At 61.4% G+C, this 14,987-nt stretch carries 16 protein-coding genes; 4 read left to right on the forward strand and 12 right to left on the reverse strand.

Annotated features, from left to right (window positions below; genetic code table 11):
* Positions 1 to 25 precede the first annotated feature (25 nt).
* A complete protein-coding gene (locus ACX3YD_RS10905; RefSeq protein ID WP_458959926.1) occupies positions 26 to 763 on the forward strand; it encodes a tellurite resistance TerB family protein in 738 nt (245 codons plus the stop codon).
* 104 nt (positions 764 to 867) lie between these two features.
* Here ACX3YD_RS10905 and ACX3YD_RS10910 read toward each other — a convergent pair whose 3' ends face one another.
* A complete protein-coding gene (locus tag ACX3YD_RS10910) occupies positions 868 to 1,326 on the reverse strand; it encodes a cupin domain-containing protein (protein WP_103405429.1) in 459 nt (152 codons plus the stop codon).
* A 181-nt stretch (positions 1,327 to 1,507) separates the two neighbouring features.
* Between ACX3YD_RS10910 and ligD the strand changes: the two genes are divergently transcribed.
* Positions 1,508 to 3,598, forward strand: a complete 2,091-nt coding sequence (gene ligD / locus ACX3YD_RS10915; protein WP_458959927.1) for a DNA ligase D — start codon at positions 1,508 to 1,510, stop codon at positions 3,596 to 3,598.
* Here the strand turns inward: ligD and ACX3YD_RS10920 are convergent, their stop codons facing one another.
* The 6 genes from ACX3YD_RS10920 to ACX3YD_RS10945 form a co-directional block, all read right to left on the reverse strand.
* A complete protein-coding gene (locus tag ACX3YD_RS10920) occupies positions 3,599 to 4,288 on the reverse strand; it encodes a DUF3313 family protein (RefSeq protein ID WP_458959928.1) in 690 nt (229 codons plus the stop codon).
* Between the two features lie 48 nt (positions 4,289 to 4,336).
* Complete coding sequence (locus ACX3YD_RS10925; protein ID WP_103405426.1) at positions 4,337 to 5,605, reverse strand: OmpP1/FadL family transporter; 1,269 nt, start codon at positions 5,603 to 5,605, stop codon at positions 4,337 to 4,339.
* Between the two features lie 76 nt (positions 5,606 to 5,681).
* Positions 5,682 to 7,298 carry an arylsulfatase gene (locus ACX3YD_RS10930; protein ID WP_458959929.1) on the reverse strand — a complete coding sequence of 539 codons (1,617 nt, stop codon included), beginning with the start codon at positions 7,296 to 7,298 and terminating at the stop codon, positions 5,682 to 5,684.
* A 258-nt stretch (positions 7,299 to 7,556) separates the two neighbouring features.
* Positions 7,557 to 7,835: a DUF3303 domain-containing protein gene (locus ACX3YD_RS10935; RefSeq protein ID WP_458959930.1), complete on the reverse strand. Its 279-nt coding sequence runs from the start codon at positions 7,833 to 7,835 to the stop codon at positions 7,557 to 7,559.
* Positions 7,836 to 8,042: 207 nt separating this feature from the next.
* On the reverse strand, positions 8,043 to 8,582 hold the full coding sequence (locus ACX3YD_RS10940; RefSeq protein WP_103405423.1) for a phosphohydrolase: 540 nt from the start codon (positions 8,580 to 8,582) through the stop codon (positions 8,043 to 8,045).
* On the reverse strand, positions 8,582 to 8,983 hold the full coding sequence (locus ACX3YD_RS10945) for a hypothetical protein (protein ID WP_103405422.1): 402 nt from the start codon (positions 8,981 to 8,983) through the stop codon (positions 8,582 to 8,584). The genes ACX3YD_RS10940 and ACX3YD_RS10945 overlap by 1 nt, the downstream gene beginning before the upstream one ends.
* A gap of 143 nt (positions 8,984 to 9,126) precedes the next feature.
* Between ACX3YD_RS10945 and ACX3YD_RS10950 the strand changes: the two genes are divergently transcribed.
* Together ACX3YD_RS10950 and ACX3YD_RS10955 are read left to right on the forward strand one after the other, a co-directional pair.
* Positions 9,127 to 9,456 (forward strand): hypothetical protein, encoded by a 330-nt coding sequence (locus ACX3YD_RS10950; protein WP_103405421.1) that lies wholly within the window; start codon positions 9,127 to 9,129, stop codon positions 9,454 to 9,456.
* Between the two features lie 136 nt (positions 9,457 to 9,592).
* Positions 9,593 to 10,009: an organic hydroperoxide resistance protein gene (locus tag ACX3YD_RS10955; RefSeq protein ID WP_103405420.1), complete on the forward strand. Its 417-nt coding sequence runs from the start codon at positions 9,593 to 9,595 to the stop codon at positions 10,007 to 10,009.
* 76 nt (positions 10,010 to 10,085) lie between these two features.
* On the opposite strand, the gene ACX3YD_RS10960 is transcribed toward ACX3YD_RS10955, so the two are convergent.
* From ACX3YD_RS10960 to ACX3YD_RS10980, 5 genes are all read right to left on the reverse strand, one after another.
* Complete coding sequence (locus tag ACX3YD_RS10960; protein ID WP_103405419.1) at positions 10,086 to 10,787, reverse strand: VIT1/CCC1 transporter family protein; 702 nt, start codon at positions 10,785 to 10,787, stop codon at positions 10,086 to 10,088.
* A 63-nt stretch (positions 10,788 to 10,850) separates the two neighbouring features.
* The gene (locus tag ACX3YD_RS10965; RefSeq protein WP_458960406.1) at positions 10,851 to 11,816 is read right to left on the reverse strand and encodes an FAD:protein FMN transferase; all 966 of its coding nucleotides are present in this window, start codon (positions 11,814 to 11,816) and stop codon (positions 10,851 to 10,853) included.
* Positions 11,806 to 13,986 carry a PepSY domain-containing protein gene (locus ACX3YD_RS10970; RefSeq protein WP_103405417.1) on the reverse strand — a complete coding sequence of 727 codons (2,181 nt, stop codon included), beginning with the start codon at positions 13,984 to 13,986 and terminating at the stop codon, positions 11,806 to 11,808. Before ACX3YD_RS10970 ends, ACX3YD_RS10965 begins: the two co-directional genes overlap by 11 nt.
* 25 nt (positions 13,987 to 14,011) lie before the next feature.
* Complete coding sequence (locus ACX3YD_RS10975) at positions 14,012 to 14,482, reverse strand: DUF2271 domain-containing protein (protein ID WP_047530486.1); 471 nt, start codon at positions 14,480 to 14,482, stop codon at positions 14,012 to 14,014.
* A gap of 88 nt (positions 14,483 to 14,570) precedes the next feature.
* Positions 14,571 to 14,894 (reverse strand): PepSY domain-containing protein, encoded by a 324-nt coding sequence (locus tag ACX3YD_RS10980; RefSeq protein ID WP_458959931.1) that lies wholly within the window; start codon positions 14,892 to 14,894, stop codon positions 14,571 to 14,573.
* Positions 14,895 to 14,987: the final 93 nt, after the last annotated feature.

Below are 14,987 nucleotides of genomic sequence, written 5' to 3' on the forward strand. Positions count from 1 at the left end.
CACTCTCATCGATGAGGACGCCGTCATGAACACCAGCGATCTGCTCGAACAATTATTGCGGGCCGGCCAGGGCTCGATGTCGCAACGGGGCGCGGGCGGGGCGTCGGCCCAAGGTGGGCTCGGTGACCTTGGCGGGTTGCTCGGCGGCCTGCTGGGGGGCGGTGGCGGCGCTGCCAGTGCAGGCGGCGGTGGCCTGGGTGGTTTGGGTGGTTTGCTGGGCGGCCTGCTCGGCGGTGGTTCGCCAATGGGCGGCGCGGCCCCCTCGCGTTCCGGTGGCGGCACCCACTATGCCGCCCTCGCTTCGTTGGGAATGATGGCATTTCAGGCCTATCAAGCCTGGCAACGCAGCCAGGCCGCCGCGCCGCAACAGGCACCCCGCACCGTGGACCTGTTGGCCGGCCCGGAAGTCGAGGCGCACAGTCACGCCATTCTTCGAGCATTAATCGCGGCAGCCAAGGCTGACGGTCGGATCGACGATGCCGAAAAACAGATGATCAGCACTGAAATCGGCCGACACACCGGCGACCCGCAACTGCAGCAGTGGCTTGATGCCGAAGTCGCCAAACCGCTCGACGCCAGCGAAGTGGCCCAGTGGGCCACCGACCCCGGCATGGCCGCGGAAATGTACCTGGCCAGCGTGATGCTGGTGGACGATCAACAGGATGCCGAGCGCAATTACCTGGACGAACTGGCGGCGGCGCTGAACATCGACCCGGATTTGCAGGTGCATCTGGAACAGCAGGCCAAGGGCGGGGCGGCCTGAAAATCAGGTCGTCTGTTCGGACGCCATCGCGGGCAAGCCACAGTGTGGTGTGCGGTCTCAAATCCCTGTGGGAGCGGGCTCGTCCGCGAAGAACGATAACGCGGTCAGCCCGCTGAAGTGGCATCCGGCTTGGGTAGCAGAAAGGTAACGTCATAGCGCTTGGCGACTTCAAGGATCCGTGGCAGGTCCTCGGGCACCTTGAAGCGGTCCATTGCGGCAAAGAACTGCCCGCCACGCGGGTCGGACACCACGCCGATCATTTTCGCGGTAGGGCTGATGTTCTTGTACGCATGGACCGAGCCGCCGGGGATGTGCACATAACCACCGGGCGAGATAGTCGTGGCCTTGCCCTCCACCGTCACTTCAACCTGGCCATCGATGACCAGGAATGCTTCATCCCACGGATGAAAGTGCGGGGGCGGGCCGCCACCTTTCACCCCCTCCTGGATATGCACTTCAAAGGGTTTACTCAGGTCCCCGCCAGCGAGAATGGTGATTGTCTCGCCAACGACATTGACCGGCGCAGGAACATTCCCGGCGTCGATGACGTGAACCGTGCGCATGATTGCTCTCCCAGAGTGAGTCAACACCGGTTGAGTATAAGCACTGGATCGCGGCGACCGCCCTGGCTGTGCGGGCCGTCTGTCCGGGCGTTTTCAATGTCGATGGAATTTTCGTTCGCATGGCTCGCTCTGCTGAGGGAGGGACGAGCAATCGCGTCCTGTAGCGAGCAGCAGGTGAGCCATGAACAAGGACCTGGATGACGACAACCGCAGGTGCGATATATCGGCAACGTCGGAGCCAGTCGCGGTCAACCGTTCGGGCGGAAAAAACGCCAAGGCCAACGCGATCAAGAAACCGGCCACCCCGGCACGCAAGGAAAACCCCGGGCCACTGACCGGCGCGCGCAAAGCCAGATTGCCGGAGTTGATCAAGCCGGAACTGGCGACGCTGGTGGAGAAGGCCCCGGATGGCCAGTGGCGTTATGAGGTCAAGTTCGACGGTTACCGGATCATGGCCCGCATCGACCACGACGAGGTCAAACTCTTCACGCGCAACGGCCACGACTGGACCCACAAGCTGCCCGGACAGGCCGAGGCATTGGCCGCCCTGCACCTGGAATCGGCCTGGCTCGACGGCGAGATGGTGGTCGTGGACGAGGAGGGCGTACCAGACTTCCAGGCCCTGCAAAATGCCTTCGAGGCCGGTCGCAGCGGCCACATCGTCTACTACCTGTTCGACCTGCCGTACCTCAACGGCGTGGACCTGCGCGAAGTGCCAGTGGAAGAACGCCGGGCTGCGCTGGCGACAGTGCTCAAGGCCGGTGATCACCCCTTGCTGCGTTTCTCCGACGGCTTTGAAGAAGAACCGCAGGCGTTGCTCAACAGCGCCTGTCAGATGCGCATGGAAGGTTTGATCGGCAAGCGGCTGGGGTCGCCTTACGTGTCCCGGCGCAGCAGCGACTGGATCAAGCTCAAGTGCAAGCATCGGCAGGAGTTCGTCATCGTCGGCTTTACTGATCCCAAGGGTTCGCGCAGTGCATTTGGCGCATTGCTGCTGGGCTTGCATGACCGTGCCAGCGGTGAGCTGCGCTACGCCGGCAAGGTCGGCACCGGGTTCACCGAGGCGACCCTGGCCAGCGTCCACGACCAGCTCAAACCCTTGCAGACGAAAAAACCGGCGGTGGTCAATCCACCCGAAGGTGCCGAGTTCAAGACGGTGCACTGGCTCAAACCGCGGCTGCTGGCGGAAGTGGCCTTTGCCGAAATCACCAAGGACGGCTCGGTGCGCCATGCCGTGTTCCATGGCCTGCGTGACGACAAGCCCGCCAAAGACATCACCGAGGAGCGTGCGACGACCGTGAAAACTGCCCCTGGAAAAACAAGCAGCACTGCCAAATCCACCGTCGCGCCAAAGAACGCCGACCCCGCGCCCTCAGACATCGGCCTGGACAAGGGCAAGGTCCGTATCACTCACCCGGACCGGATCATCGATGCCAGCAGTGGCACCACCAAGATGCAACTGGCGCAATATTACGCCACCGTTGCCGAGTGGATTTTGCCCGAGCTCAAGGACCGCCCGGTGGCACTGGTGCGGGCGCCGGACGGGATTGCCGGCGAATTGTTCTTCCAGAAAAACGCCGAGCACCTGGCCATTCCCGGCATCACTACCCTGGACCAGAAACTCACCGGCCAGCCGATGATGGTCATCAACAGCGCCGAAGCTCTGATTGGCGCGGTGCAGATGAGTACCGTGGAACTGCACACCTGGAACGCCACATCAGACAATCTCGACAAGCCCGACCGCTTCGTCCTCGACCTCGACCCGGATCCGGCATTGCCATGGAAGCGCATGGTCGAGGCGACCCAGTTGACCCTTTCGGTGCTCGATGAACTGGGGCTCAAGGCGTTTCTCAAGACCAGCGGAGGCAAGGGCATTCACCTGGTGGTGCCACTGACCCGCAAGTTGGGCTGGGATGAGGTCAAGGACTTCAGCCACGCGATTGTCAGCCACATGGCCAAACTGCTGCCGGAGCGCTTTTCCGCCGTGTCGGGGCCGAAGAATCGGGTCGGGCGGATTTTCATCGATTACCTGCGCAATGGTCTGGGCGCGACCACCATCTGCGCCTATGCCGCGCGTACCCGCGAAGGCTTGCCGGTGTCGGTGCCGATCTTTCGTGAAGAGGCCGAGTCGCTCAAGGGCGGCAACCAGTGGAACATTCATAACCTGCATGAACGCCTGGCGGAGGTCGGCAATGAGCCTTGGGCGGATCTGAAGAAAACCCGGCAGTCGATCACCGCCGACATGCGTCGGCGGGTCGGCATGAAGCAGTAATCAGTACGCTTGAGGTTTGTTGATGAAGGCCTGGAAGTCGGCACCCAGCTTGTCGATGGCCGCTTTGAAATCCTTGGAGGTGATCTTCTGGCTATCATTTTCCAGGGTGCTGCCGAACACTTTGCGCACAACCCGGCCCACGGTCTGGTTGCTTTTCGCGTCGATGAACTCGGCTTCAATAAACAGGGTGGTGTCCTGGTCCCGATGGCCGGTCGCGGCGCTGACACCACCGACGACGGCGGCAACCGGAACGATTTCATACCACTTCATGCCTTCGTTTTCAGCGGTCACCCCGGTGATCGCCGCGCGCATGATCAACAGTTTCGAGCCCTTGGGTGCGGAGGCCGGCGTGGTGACCACGCGGTATTTCTGCCCCAGCGTGCTCTTGGCCGTGTTGGTCATGTAGTTCTGGATATCGTTGAGCGTCTGCTGGTTCACCCGCTCGTTGGGCTTGGGCGTCGGATAAAGCTCCAGCTTGTTGAACGCTACCGTGTCGTAGGCATTGGGGTTCCACGACGGGCTCACCCAACGCATCGCCGTACCACCGCTGGGCGTTTGTACTTCTTGCAAGTTGTCGTAACTGGACAGGTAACCGGAGTACTGTGTTTTCTCGGTGACTTTCGAGGTGCAACCGCTGAGTAGCAGGCCGGTCAGTGCGGCGCCGATAAGCAAGTTTCGGGACAGGTTCATAATGCTGTGTGCTCCTTGGATAAAGTCGTTTTTCTTCGTCAGCAGAAATCAGAAACGCCAGGTCATGTTTCCGGTCACCGCTTGAATCCAGGCATTGTCGAATTGACCGGAAATTCGATCGCCTGACAGGGTTTTGCTCTGATCCACCGGCATGTCACCCAGCCAGACCATCGCCCAACTCACGTTAACGTCGGTGTCCTTGTTAAGAGCATAGGTGGCTCCTGTCGCAATGCGCCAGGATTCGGCCATCGGCACGGTGACCGTGCGATTGCTGTCCGAAACGGCACTGCTGTCGTACGCCACGCCGACGTTCCACAACAGCTGTTGGGTGGCCTGGTACTGCGCGCCGAGGGAGAGGTGCCAGGTGTCCTTGTAGTTGGCGTCGATCGTGGTTGATTGCGCGTTGTTCGCCGTAGTGTCGACCTGTACCCCGACCTGGCCGAACTCCGACCAGTCCTGCCAGTTGACCGAGGCCAGCAAGGCCCACTGCCGGTCCAGTTGCTGGAACAGGCTCAGGGTGACGGTTTGTGGCACCGTCATGTCGAGTTGGGTATTGGCGTTATCCAGCCGTCGCAGTAACGGACCGTCGCCCTTGACGTCCAGCTTGTCTTCGAAATTCAGATCAACCTTGCTGGTGTAGGTCAGGCCCAGACGGGTGCCGGGTTGCGGGGCGTAGATCACCCCGACGTTGGCGCCAAAGCCCCAATCGTTGTCTCTGTACTTGAACTGGCCGTCGCTGCGGTCGGTCAGGCCGAAGGGCGAGCGGTCGATGGCGGTGTCGGCTTTGAGCATGCCGTACATGGCTTTCACGCCGATGCCGACTGACCATTGGTCGTTGAAGCGGTAGGCCACGCTCGGCACCATCGACACACCGAGCACGCTGGCGTTTTGCGCGAAGTAGCGCCCGGACCAGTTGTTGTCGTAATTTTCCGCCAGCCCGAAGTCGCCGTACTGACCGAAGCCGACGCTCCAGTGATCATCGAGTTGATGGGTGACGAAAAAGCTGCCGCCGGGGATTGGGTCGAGGGCATTGCCGCTGCCGCTGCCCGGGACATTGGTGTTGGAATCGCGATCGAAGCTCAGGTCGCCATAGAGCACCTGCAGGCCGGCGGTGATTTGCGTGCCAGGCAGGTAGCTCATGCCCGCCGGGTTGCTGGCAATCGTCGAGGGGCCCTGGGCCCTGGCGGCGGCGCCGGCATTGGCCAGGCCGGTGTTATCGGTGCCGATTTCGTAGAGCATGATGCCGCCGGCCCAGGCTTGCTGGCAGCACAGGGCGAGCAGAGTGGCGGCAGGCAGGGCGGAGGTCTTTATCTGCATACGGATTCCTTATTGCGTCGATAAACATCCGTCGAAGACGCGGGTGACCAGCCTCGGCCACCCGTGAGTTCACTCGTTACTTGGCCATCTCCGCCCGAGCGGCTGCGATCTTGGCCTTGACCGAATCGAGGTTGAAGCTCGCGCCTTTTTGCATCGGCGGGAACTCGATTGCGGTTTCAGCTAGTTTGGCCACCTGTTGTTGCACGAACACGAAACGCCAGAACTGGAACTTGAACCAGTCGAAGTACTGTTGCGAGCCCTGTGCCGACTGGTTTTCCGGCCAACCCATGCGCTCGAACGGGTCGAGTCGCAGGTTGGTCAGGAACGGTACATCGACTGGAACTTTAGCGCCCATCCAGCCACCTGGCTGGTCGATGAAGCGATATTTGTAGTCATCAATGCGCACCGCGCCCAGCGAACTTTCGCCGAAATAGAAGATTTCGTGACGGTTCGACGGACCCTTGCCGGTGATCATTGGTGTCTGATCGTAGCCGTCCAGGTGCACTTTGTAGGTGGTATTGCCCAGTTGTTTGCCCTTGAGCAGTTCAGCCGTGATGTTCGGGTTGCCTGCCGCCGCGACCAGGGTCGGGAACCAGTCCATCCCCGACATGATGCCGTTGGCAATCTGATTGGCCGGCACTTTGCCCGGCCAGCGAATGATGGCCGGCACCCGGAACCCGCCTTCCATGACGGTACCCTTGCCCATCGCAAACGGGGTCGTGCCGCCATCCGGCCAGGTGAAGTTTTCCGCGCCGTTGTCCGTGGTGAAAATCACGATGGTGTTGTCATCCATGCCGTCTTTTTTCAGCTTGGCCATGACGTCGCCGACGATGTCGTCGAGCTGCGCCATGCCAGCCTCCTGTTCTGACCAGCCGTTTTGCGCGTTACGCATGGCTTCGTATTTGTCGGACAGGTGCGTGACGATGTGCATGCGGGTCGGGTTGAGCCAGACGAAGAACGGTTTGTTGTCCTGTTTTGCCTTGTCGATGAAGGAAAAGGCCTTGTCGCGAATCTCCTCGTCGATGGTTTTCATGCGTTCCGGATAAAGCGTGCCGGCGTCTTCGATTTTCTGTTTGCCGACCTTGCCCCAGCGCGGCATGACGGTCGTATCGTCGGTGGTGGTGGCCCAGCTGTGGACCATGTTGCGTGGGCCCACTGTGGCGAGTAGTTCCTGCGGATAGTTGGGGTGCGCCGGGTCTTCCATGGCGTCGAGGTGGTAGAGGTAGCCGAAGAACTCGTCAAAACCGTGCACGGTGGGCAGGAACTCGTTCAAGTCGCCCAGGTGGTTCTTGCCAAACTGGCCGGTGGAATAACCCATGGCCTTGAGCGTGGTGGCGATGGTCACGGCTTCAGCGGGAATGCCGATGGGCGATCCGGCCTGGCCCACGGTGGTCATGCCGGTGCGGATTGGCAGTTCGCCGGTGATGAAGTTGGCGCGCCCGGCCGTACAACTGGCTTCGGCGTAGTAGTCGGTAAAACGCATACCCTCATTGGCGAGTTGGTCGAGGTTAGGTGTGCGCCCGGCCATCATGCCCTGGTTATAGACACCGATATTGGACCAGCCAATATCGTCACCCATGATGACCACAATGTTGGGCGCCGATTTATCGGCGGCTTGTGCCATGACGGGTAGAGCCATAGCAGTCAGCAGTATCGGCAGAGCAAACAACGAGGAAAATGGTGTCCGGTTCATGTCGAGATCCTGTGTACTGGTTTGAGTACCTTTGAGCGGTCCCCCGACCACTCTGAAATGGGATCCCCCGCGGATGAGCGTAGGTATGAATTGCGAAATATCCAGTAATAAAAAGTGGTTGTTTCAGGAGGCTTACACCGAATTGAAATCGAGTACGTCAGGTCTCCGGGCATTGCAAACGAAGATTTTTTTCATTTGAGTTCTCTGTCTCGCGCACCGGCGTGGCGGCGAGCAGGGCCCGCCGCCCGGATGGCGCTACTATTTGCCGACAGTGGCGGCCAGCAGCGGCGCCATCTGTTCATCGGTCAATGCCGCGTGGACTTCCATGCTCATGAGGTCGTTCCAGTCCAGCACCCATTGCTGAATTGGCACCACGTCACTGGCTTCGGCAATGCCAAAACCGGCCGAACCGCCCACCGCATGCCAGCGTCCCTTCATGGTGACGCCTGCGGGTGGAGCGCCGCCGGTCTTGAGAAAGCGCTCGATTGCGGCATTGCGGTTGTCCGGGCTGATCGACCAACTGACTATGAATAACATCGGCCACCTCCTGTTGCGCATGGGCACCGGTTTGCCGGAGTGGACCTGGTTGGCGCCGGAACCGGGGTCGCACTGATGGTTTGCAGTTCCGTCCTGGCTGGTGTGCAGCAAGATCTCCCATGTGAAGGCATAGCAGCGGGCAGCGTTGCGCGTACGACCGCTGATCCTGTTCCGGGGATTATTCAAGGGCAGGGCTGAACGCCTGTATCACCAGCGAAACATGGGCAGCGGACGCAGCGGAGAACGGAGGAATTGGCGGGCAGAGCGCTTGATCAGCATCCCGTGAAAGCCGTGATCGGGAAAGGTCGATTGCACGGTCTTGATGAACGCGCGTGGCAGGCCGAAACGGACCCGGCCGAGGGATACATCGATCAGGTCGGCCTGGCGGAAAGGCTCGACCGTTGTCGCATGCGTTGCCCGATAGGGGCGCACTTTGTGGTGTTCGAGAATCAGTGCACTCACCTGTTCTTTCAGGTCTGAACGTTGCGTGGTGTCCAGGTATTCACTGGCGAGGCGAATCGAGGGCGGCAGGTAATCGAGGGTGTTATCGGTCCAGAGGCCCAGGTCGTGAAACGCCGCCGCGATCTGCACCGCGTCGCACGGCAGGCCTTGAATGCCGCTGACCGCGCAATAGAAATTCAACACCCGATAGACGTGATTGCGATAGCCCTGCAGGTCGGTGCCGATTGCCAGCGCGAAGTCGGTGAGTATTTCGTCGGTGATGGGAAATTTAAGAACGGGGTTCATCATGCGTCCCGCAACAGGTCGTTGGCGTTGAGCAGCTCGTAGGCGATTTGCGGGCGTTTTTCCATGGCGCGACGAATCGCCGCCGGGATCGAGGCGCGGGTCTTGCGACACAGTCCCGGCAGTTCGCCCACCTGGATGCCGATACCGCGCATGGTCCGTACCTCGTTGAAACCCGGGGCGATGTCCACGCGAATGCCCAGTTGCTCGAACATTCGCCTTTTCACGTGCTCCAGGTCGGTCAGGCTCTGCAGGTTTTCCAGGCGGTCGATCAGGCGTTTTTCTTCGGCTCGGGTCAGAAACAGGATGCGCACGTCCGCTCCCGGTGTTTCCAGCAACGGGTCGCGCCCGCAGTCACAGACACCGGGTGGGCAGGGTTGGCGGATTGGAGCAGAGGTCGTCATGGGGCTCAATCATAGAGCGACGGGGTCGGATTTGCCCATAGGGTGCCAGCGCGGTGCATCGCAGAAAAGGCATTATGCTGGCCCCCAAGTGCTTCGCCTGTCGCCAGAATCGCCGGATTTTCAGGCGGTTAGGTGGAGTGTAAATGCGCAATATTCGGATCGCGCTGATTTCGTTCGGCGTTGCAGGTCTTGCAATGTCTGCCCAGGCCAGGGAATTGATGCCCAATGATCGCTACATGTGCAGTTGGGGGGCGGGGACGGCGGCAAGAGCCCAGGAGCTCAAGTTGGCGGGGGTTTCACTGTATGCGGCGCGGCAGAAAATCCACTCGTACAAGTTTTCCAAGTCATGGATGCGCATGATGGCCATGGGCATTACCGAGCAAACCTACGACAGTCCTACCCGGTTCAAACCCGAGGCGGTGCGCCAGAGTTTTTACAACGACTGCGTGAAGTACAAGCTGGCGCGTAAATGACGGGGGAGGTGGCTTCTGTCGGATCGGGCGCCCGGTTTTCCATTGACGTCTATATTGAACGCCTGGCATCAGGCCTCACGGCCGTTTTCTGATTCATCTGAACGTACATCAACGACATTCAAATCAGGAGATCATCATGACCCGGCTCGACAAAGTTCTATACACCGCCAAAACCCACACGATCGGTGGCCGCGACGGCGCCTCCCGCAGCTCCGACGGCATTCTGGATATCAAGCTGTCGTCTCCGGGCGCGGCGGGCGGTGGCACCAACCCCGAGCAATTGTTTGCCGCCGGCTGGTCAGCCTGTTTCATTGGTGCGATGGGCGTGGCGGCCAAGGAGCTGAAAGTTGTACTGCCCAAGGATGTGGCCGTCGATACCGAAGTCGACCTGGGCACCAATGAAGGTGGCTACCTGCTTCAGGCGCGGCTGAATGTCAGCCTGCCGGGGCTGGATCGCGAGACCGCGCAGAAACTCGTGGACACCGGGCACAAGTACTGCCCGTATTCAAAAGCCACGCGCAATAACATCAATGTCACGGTCAAGCTTGTCTGAGGTGAATAAGAGCCCCACTAACAACGGCGCCCCCTTTGGCTGAGGGGGCGCCGTTGTTTGATGCGCGTATGGCGAGCTAGACCACCGCGCCGAACAAACGCCCCACCAGTGCGGTCACCCCCATGGCCAGAGCGCCCCAAAAGGTCACTCGCCAGGCGCCGATCATGACCCTGGCACCGCCCGCCCTGGCGGCAATGGCCCCCAGCGCGGCGAGAAACACCAGCGACATGAGCGCTATCCATAAGCCCACGCTGTGCTCCGGCGCGACAAAGGTCACGGCCAGCGGCAAGGCGGCACCCGAGACGAAGCTGGCGGCCGAGGCCAGGGCTGCCTGCACGGGTTTGGCGGTCAGGGTCTCGCTGATGCCCAGTTCGTCTCGGGCGTGAGAGCCCAGCGCGTCATGGGCCATCAATTGGTCGGCGACTTGATGGGCCAATTCCGGTGAAACGCCCCGATGCATGTAGATATTGGCAAGTTCGATGTGCTCGGCTTTCGGGTCGCTGGCCAGTTCTGCCCGTTCGCGCGACAGGTCTGCCTGTTCGGTGTCGGCCTGGGAGTGCACGGAGATGTATTCACCGGCAGCCATGGACATGGCACCGGCCATCAATCCCGCCATCCCGGTCACCAGCAGGGTGGAATGGCTGGCGCTGGCGGCCGCGACGCCGATCAGCAGGCTGGCGGTGGAGACAATCCCGTCGTTGGCCCCCAGCACGGCGGCGCGCAGCCAGCCAATTCGATCACTTCGGTGAGACTCGGTATGCCGGTGCATGAATTTCATCGTTGGGGGGACTCACTGTCAGGAGATGGATCAATACAGGGGGCAGGGCTGCAAATGGCCGCTTCAGCGCGTTTCAATCTGCGCCTGCCGTTTGCCGCCGACAATCGATATTTCCTTGAACTGCTCACCGTCGCGCAACACGAACAAGGCATCCATCCCGCGTTCTTGAGCGAGTCGCGGGCCTTCGATTTCACCCAGCACCATCAGCGCCGTGGCCCAGGCATCGGCAAGCATGCAGTTGGTGGCGATCACGGTGACGGCGGCGAGCGGGTTGCTCAGCGGGGCTCCGGTTGCTGGATTCATGGTATGCGCATAAGACTGACCTGCCACATCGACCCAGTGCCGATAGTCGCCCGAGGTGGCGATGGCCGCGTCGCCAAGCTCCATCACCCCCATCACTTCGCGCACGCCACGGTTGGGTTTTTCAAGCGCCACGACCCATGGCTGGCCACCGGGTTTGACGCCCCGGGCGCGCATCTCGCCATCGATGCCCACCAGGTAGTTCGTGATACCCCAGCCCTCCAGGCAACGGGCCAGCTCATCGACGCCGAAGCCTTTGGCGATGCCGTTCAGATCAAGGGTCAGCGGTGCGCGTTTGCGCACTTGATTGCGTTGCGGGTCCACCTCCAGCGCGGCACTGGCCGAGGTGCGGGTACGCGGCTCCGGCGTTTCGAGGGGCTGTTGCGTGACGATCGGTTCACCGGGACCGAATCCCCAGGCGTGCACCAGATCACCGACGGCGATATCGAAGGCTCCTCCCGATTGCCGGGCAATTCGCAGTGCCGTGGACAGCACCGTGATTAGCTCCTTGGGGACGGCGACCCATTGCTGTTCGGGCGCGGCATTGAGGCGATTGAGGTCGGAGTCCGGCTTCCAGGTGGACATTTGCTGGTCCACCCGGCTGACGGCACGCGCCAGGCTGTGATGGATGGCCTCGGTCGACAAATCCGGCTCGGCATAGAACAGGGCGGTGTAGCGGCTGCCCATGGTCTCGCCGTTGAGGCTGTAGCGTTGCAGCTCAGTAGACATCTTCAAGGTAGCGTCCTTGTGCCTTGAGCGTCAGCACGCTCAGGTTGAGGGGGGCCAATACTTCATCGAGGGCGTGCATCACGCCTTTGGCCATCTCGCGACTGCCACACACCAATACCTGGGCGCCTTTTTCAATCAGGCGACGCAAGGCCAGCGCATCGCTGATCAGCCGGTCTTGCACGTAGCTGCGATCCTGCACCTGGGAGAACGCTGCCTGCAACCGGGTCAGACGTTGGTCCGCCAGGTAGCGGTTGAGCTCGGGCTCGTAGAGAAAGTCCGAGGCCGGGTGGCGTCCACCCCAGTACAGATGCATCGGATGGCGGGCCTTGTTGTTGCGGATAAAACCGGCCAATGGCCCGATACCGGTGCCGGCACCGATCAGGATCACCGGTTGTTTGCCCGAGGCTGGCCGGAAATGCGGATTGGGCTGGATGAAGGCCTGGATCGGTGCGCCTTCGGGCAGCTCATGGAGGAAGCCGGAACACACACCGCCTTCATGTTTGCGTACGCAGATTTCCAGTGTGCCGTCGTCCGAGTTGCTGGCCAGGGAATAGAACCGTGGCTCGGCACTGCCCGGCGGCACGATGCCCACCAGGTCGCCGGCCTCGAAGCACGGCAGGTCGCCCACGGCCTTGAAGCGCAGGACGTGGGTCGGTGCGTTGACCTGTTGCCCGTAGGCGATGCGTTCCACCAGTTGCAATTGATGGGTGCGCGGCCGGTCGGGGATGTGGTTGAGCGACAGCTCCTGGCCCATGGCAGCCCCCAGTTTCTGGCCCCAACGGCTGAACTCCTGGGAGGACTGACGGTTGATGGTCTCCAGCGCCAGCAACGGTGTGCCGCCGGCCTGCAGCATCGCCGCTTCAACCTGATGAGCGAACTGACAGAACCGGGCAAATTGGCGATCACCGAAACCCAGTACCGCAAACGGCTGGCCAGGCTTGAGGCCGTTCTTGGCCAGGCGCGCCAAGAACTGCGAGGCCGAAGACGGTGCGTCGCCGTCGCCGTGGGTGGCGGTCAGGATGAACACTTGTCGGGCATGCTCCAGGTTGTTCGCATAACTGTTCAGCGGTGCGCTGTGCACTCTGTGTCCGGCGGCGTGCAAGGTGTCGTGCAGGGTCTTGGCAAAGCCCCAAGTGCTGTTGCTTTCGCTGCCGACCAGAATCACGCTGTCGGCCGAATGGGCGGGGCTGTTGTGGCGGATGTTCGGGCCGGCCTTGCGGCGGCGCCACCACAATAGAATCCCGGTAACGCTCATTAAAGGCACGCTCAGGGCGCAAACCCCGAGTAACAGGCCCAGCCACCAGAGACCCTGCCCGGTGTGCAATTGGTAAATCAATTCGTAGAGCGCACGCGTCGAGTCATGGGCTTGATAGGACAGCAGAGCGCCGTTGCCTTGATCGACATAACCGTCGCCCTGGGCCGTACGCAGGGAATACACATCCTGCGGGTTGCCAGGGCTGGGGTAGACGAGTTCGCGCAGGTCATTGAAGTCGACGTTGCGCAAGGCCGGCAGGTTGGCCACCGGCATGGCCGGCCCGGCGCTGACATGGGCGGGGAACGCCGGTTCAATGGCGCTGCCATCCGGAATCAATTCGAAGGTGGTGGCGCACAGAAACGTCCCGCTCAGCGCCGAGAGCATCAGGCCCACGAGCACCAGACGCCCGACTTCGGCATGCCAGCGCTGACTGAAGTTGCCACGAATGGGCCGCAACAGGTTACGCCAGCCGCCCAGGCGTCGGGCCAGCAACAGCGCCCCGGACACCGACAGCATCAACATGAATAATGCGCCCGCACCGGCCACGCCGTGCCCCGGCGTACCGAGGAATAGCGAGCGGTGCAGGTCTTTCATCCAGCGTGAAAAGGCGGAAGGCTGGTAGGGCGCAAGGCCCTGGCCGGTCAGGGGATCGACCGTTTCGGCACCGGCCTGACCGTTCTGGTTGTAGTAGACGATCACGGTCCCGGACGCGCTGCGTTGAATCTGCTCCACGCCGGAGAAGTGGCTGGCAACGCGTCCGGCCAGTTGGCCGACGTTGAGTTGGCCGCTGGCGACCGGCGCCTGATGCAGGCGTTCCAGGGCCGGGTCGACCGACAGCATGGCGCCGCTCAAGGCCAGAATCATGACCAACAGGGCGGCGATCAGGCCGGGTAGCGAATGGAGCTGGCGAAGCATGTTCAGCCTCCGGATCGGGCAGGTGCTACAGATCGTAGGTAAAGGACTCGACGTAGGTGCTGCCGGCTGCCGGCTTGCCGGCGCCTTTGGAGGTCAGCGGGACACTGACATCGGCGCGAACGTCACGTTTGTCTTCGACGGCACTGTCAATTCGGATCTGGTAACCGGCATCGATCAAGGTATCCGCCAGTTCAACGCTGACTTTGAGCGTGCGTCCGCTGCCGACGCTGGCACCGCTGACGCCGTCAAACTCGCTCGGGTTCATCCCGCTACCGCGGGCCCAATCACCCAAGTGCTTGTAGTACTTGGCCTTTTTGCCGGCGACCCAGAGGGTTTTCTGGTACTGGCCATTGCCGTCGGTGACATAAATCGCCAGGTAGGCGCCATTACCGCTGTAGTCCTTGAGTTGAGTCGTCAGTGTGACTTCCCGTGCCTGAGCGAGGCCCGGCAGGGCAATGGCGCCGGCGAGGCATGTAGCTGCAATGATCTTTTTCATGGGAATGTCCTTTTGATCGTCTGGTCGAGAGCCTGAACCTGCTTGCTGACAGCAACCTGAAACCCGGGAATAAATGCTCGGCCGGTCGTCATTCGGTCATGGGGCGAGTGAGGTAATCCCCGGCATCGCCATCGTCCTTGAAGCGGATCTCCAGCTTGCGCAGGTGCAGGGAGGCCGGTGAGTAACTGGCTTCGATCGCGTTGCCCTTGCGATCCAGGCCCCGGATTTCGTAACAGCCGTCGTCGACCTTGATGCGCTGCACGCTCCAGCCATATTGCTGCTGAACCTGCTGGCGCAACGTTTCGCGCGGCTGCCAGTCGGCGACCGGGTCGCTGCAGTCTTCGTCGGCCACCGCATAACCACTGAGCGAAAGACTCAGCAGCACGGCACTGGCAATAAAACCTGATTTCATGATCTGTCTCCTGCCGTTGGCGGCGTCTGTGGCATACCCTAAAGCACAATCCTGACAACCAGCTGAATCTTCAGATTCGCGTCAGGTGCGGCG

The organism is Pseudomonas fluorescens group sp. PF-1 (genome assembly GCF_054481335.1).